At 38.2% G+C, this 2,905-nt stretch carries 1 protein-coding gene and 1 pseudogene; both read right to left on the minus strand.

The window, feature by feature from the left end; translation table 11 throughout:
* Positions 1 to 2,201 (minus strand): annotated as a pseudogene (locus P767_RS18460) (hypothetical protein); the annotation flags it as partial.
* A gap of 141 nt (positions 2,202 to 2,342) precedes the next feature.
* The coding region (locus P767_RS18755) for a lyase family protein (protein WP_245586819.1) at positions 2,343 to 2,905 on the minus strand (563 nt) is incomplete at its 5' end.

Below are 2,905 nucleotides of genomic sequence, written 5' to 3' on the forward strand. Positions count from 1 at the left end.
CCGAGTTCAATATCCCTTGTGTCAATTCTTCCTTTTATACTAACGTCGTTGAATCCGGATATTTTATTCGTGAAGATTTTAAAATAAGGTTCAATATAAAAAGTGTTTAAGGCAAAATCGAATTGCTGATTAATGGGTGTTGTTTTGGGAGACTTAATATAGGCAGGGTAATAGTTGTGCAGGAATGCCTGAAAACTGGAAGGCAGTTCCTTAATATTGAACTGTCCATTGATGGTGGCATTGAATTCGTTGCTACCTACATGAAGCGTCTTGATAGAGTCACTGTAATAAGAACTCAGGTTGAGTGAGTCGAACTGGATACTATTGCTGGCATTTTGAATATTCGCATTCAGCAATTTGGCTGTTCCTATAAACTGGTCAATATTACTACCGGTAAAATTCACGTCGAGCAATCCGGCAATTTTAATGGAATCCTTTATTAGTTTAAGCGAATGCAAATCTGCTTTTGATAAATCTCCCACAATATTGAAGAGGGGTTCCTTTTTGCTAAAATCTACTTCTACGTTACTGGTAAATCCAATATTCTCATCTTCAATTTCCAGTTCACCATTAAATGCTTTTCGCTGGATGGTTCCATTCGCTATTAAATTGCGGTAAGTATAACCATTGTATTCAAGGCTATGCACAATTCCATCAAACTGAGTTTTGAGTTTATCGATATTGAAACTGGAGCCGGTAACTTTTCCGCTGAAGTTGATATGTCCCAAAGAATCTACTTTCAGGAATTTACCTAGATGGAATTTTTTGGTACTTAAAAATCCTTCAAAACTGGGTTCTCCTTTTTCCGGGAATACAAGGCTGATATTGGTTTGTGCACCACCAAGCCGGGTTGAAATTACACCTGCTGTATTGAAGTTGTTGATGGTACCTTTAAAGTTTCCGCGAAAAACTATCGGTCCCAGTGAGGGAAGATCCGGATTGGTAATACCTTTCATGTCCGGGATAAATAATCCCAAATCATAGGCATTGGTATTCAATACCCCGTTGCTGAAATTGATTTGAGTGGTATTGATATCGGGTAAGCCTTTCATAGACAAGGAACCCGTAATACTGGTATTGGCTCCGATATTTCCATTTAACCCGGCTACGGTAAAGTCTTCAATGGTTCCGTTAAAGTTGCCTCCCAGTGTAATCTGTTTATTCCATCCCTTTAGTTCAGGAGCAAAATAGGCAATATCATCGCTATGTATTCTGGCATTGGAGAAACGGGCAGTTAATTTTACCTGACCCAGAAAATGGGCAAAATCTTCATTGAAATCCCGGTATTGCATGGCATAGTAACTTCCCAACCTGCTTTTGTTGGTCTGCAAATCTAGGTTGTTGAACTCCATAATTTGAGGTGTAAACCGGATATTGGCTGCCAGCTTTTTTAACTCGAAACCGCTTCTGTCTTTAGCGCTTAGAACAGCTTTTGCTCTCATGGTATCTTTGTTCAGTACAAACTGCTTAAGATTTCCATTCAGTGCAGACAGTTCTATATGGGATTCGTCAAAGCCATCCGCTGCTTTATCTGTATTGCCTTCTATAAAAAGCCGCCCGCCTTTAATTTGTATATTCTTAACCTGAATGCCAATTTCCCCTGGATTAAAATAGTAAGACTTTCCATCGTAATACGGAATCACTTTTTTGAGTTTCGGTGGCCTTAATCCCTCCAGATTCTGAAGTATAACGTTGGGCTGAGTTAGTAAACATTCATTGATGATGTATTGATTGCGGTTAAAATCTATCTTTTCAGCATCAATAATCAAGGCCCCCAGTTCAATGGTATTTTGTGTTCCAACCCATAAATCATTCTGAAAAAAACGAATATTCTTCAGGTCGATTTTCTTCAGGTTCAGGTTAATATTATTTTTCTTTTTTTGGGTGGGAGTGGGGCTGCTGAAATAATCTGCAATATGCTGGTAGTTCCAGGTGCTGTCTTTTCGCTGAAGTTTTATTACCGCATTTTCAAGTCCTATGTATTTCAGTTCTACCTTGTCTTTTAAAAAGAACCAGTCTGTAATATTTAATTTAAGGCTGCCCGCATACAATAGCGTGTCTTTCTGTTTATCTCTCACCAATGTTCCATCCATGCTTAATTTGCTGAAGAAGGAAACACTTACTTTTTTAATACGTACTTCCGTGCCAAGCGCAACACTTAATTTCCCGGTTGCATATTTTACCAAAGCATTCTGCACCATATCGGTCTGAATGGCTATATACAGCAACAGTAATACAGATATGAGAATCAGTATTAGTTTTCTGAATATGTTGAGTGCTTTTTGCAGAATGCTGTGTTTTTCGAATCAATAAAGCAATAAAGATGCAATCATGATGCCATACTAATAATTAGGATTAATTCCTGTGTAATTAGCAGGTGTAATGGCTTTCAATTCTTTTTTGAGTGCAGCACTTATTTTCAGGGATTGGATAAACTGATGAATGGTTTTTTTATCAATTTTCTGTTTTCCTCTGGTCAGCTCTTTCAATGCTTCATATGGATTGGGGTAATTCTCCCTTCTTAGAATGGTTTGAATGGCTTCAGCTACAACTGGCCAGTTGTTTTCAAGGTCTTCCTGAATGGCTGCTTCATTTAAAATGAGTTTGGATAGGCCTTTTTCCAAAGACTGAAATGCAATCTGAATATGAGCAACCGGCACTCCAATATTTCTTAATACGGTTGAATCCGTTAAGTCTCTCTGTAAACGACTGATGGGTAATTTCCCGCTCAGGTGTTCTAACAGTGCATTGGCCATACCTAAGTTGCCTTCAGCATTTTCAAAATCAATAGGGTTTACTTTATGCGGCATGGCGGAAGAACCTACTTCTCCTTTTTTGGTTTTCTGTTTAAAGTAATCCATGGAAATATAGGTCCAGATATCCCTGCATAAATCTATCAGAATAT

It is taken from the genome of Sediminibacterium salmoneum NBRC 103935 (assembly GCF_000511175.1).
Lineage (GTDB): Bacteria > Bacteroidota > Bacteroidia > Chitinophagales > Chitinophagaceae > Sediminibacterium > Sediminibacterium salmoneum.